The following is a 1,267-nucleotide window of genomic DNA, read 5'->3' as shown; positions in this document are numbered from 1 at the left end:
CAGGCCGCCATATTGCCCACCCCCGATGGCCGCCCGGTACATGCGCCCACCGACCCGGAAACTGATGCACTCCCAGCCGTAAAAAACTGGTGCCATCCGTTCCGCGACAAAAACCATTCGCTTCACCAACTGACCCACCTGGCCAAAGCCGCCGCCGGTTTTTACCCGCTGGGCGTCAACGGGCTTTGGCACGGCGGTGTGCATTTTGATGGCGGCACCGCTGGCACTGTGGATCAGTCCAGCGTGCATTGCCTGGCCGACGGCGAAGTGGTGGCCTATCGCATTGACCAGCATTCGCCGAGCACCGGCTACATCGCCCATAAGTCGCCGGTGCTCAGGCCGTTCTCGCGCAATTTCGTGCTGGTGCGCCATCGTCTTCAGCCGCCGACAATCGACGGCAGCCCGGACACACCGCCCAGCCTGATCGTCTACAGCCTGTACATGCATTTGCAGGACTGGGCGGTTTATCGGACCCACAAGTAGCGCGCCCCGGATTTTGGCCCGAGGGCGTGACCCGCCAGGTCAAGGCGACAGTCAACGACGTCAATCTGGACAACCTTGACGAGCGCGGTTTGAACATTCGCAACCAGGCGCAGAAAGGCAAGATCATCGGCTTTCTACCCAAAGGTGCCGAAGTTACCGTTAGCGGCAAAGGGGCTTACCGCAGACTGGAAAACACCCTCGGCCCGGACAAACTGAAAAATCCCGACGGCTCGTTAAAGGGCTATGTCGCCTTCAGTCATCTGCTGCCCATCAACACGGGTGAATACCGGGTCGTGACGCAAAACGGCCCGTTGACGGTGCGTGCCGACGCTCATCGGCAAGCTGAATCGATAGGTGTGTTGCAGCAAGGCACCGAAGTGAAGGTCAGCGGCGAAGGCGACTACCGCAAGCTCGAGCAAATCAATCAGTACGTGCATTTTGATTCGCTGCAAGGCGTGCTTGAGCCTTTGGCGCACGATCGCGTGGTTGTGCTCGATCAGCCTGTGCCGATCAAAGCCGGGGACCTGATCGGCCACATTGGCTTGTATCAGGACAGCCACGACGATCCGGAAAAGCGCTTGCACCTGGAAGTGTTCAGCGGCGACAACGTGAAAGCCTTCATCGAAGCCAGTCGCGCCTGGGCGCAGCGTCTTCCGGCCACCAGCAAGACCTGGCTGAAACTGGTCAAAGGCACCGCAGTGGTGGCCCATCAGGAAGCGTTCAGCGACAAGCAGCCACCGACCTTGAAAGCGGATTGCACCCCGAGCGACGCTGACCTGCTGTT

The 1,267-nt window shown here is 60.1% G+C and carries 1 protein-coding gene and 1 pseudogene; both read left to right on the top strand.

Annotated elements, in window-relative coordinates; translation table 11 throughout:
• Window positions 1–483: pseudogene (locus ACWKWM_RS27835) on the top strand (hypothetical protein); the annotation flags it as partial.
• Window positions 484–509: 26 nt separating this feature from the next.
• On the top strand, window positions 510–1,267 hold a 758-nt coding region (locus ACWKWM_RS27830), incomplete at its 3' end, for an SH3 domain-containing protein (RefSeq protein ID WP_483849173.1).

Source organism: Pseudomonas rosaeacicularis, assembly GCF_057128745.1.
The sequence above is the reverse complement of the archived record's forward strand: the minus strand, read 5'-3'. Positions and strand labels throughout refer to the sequence as shown.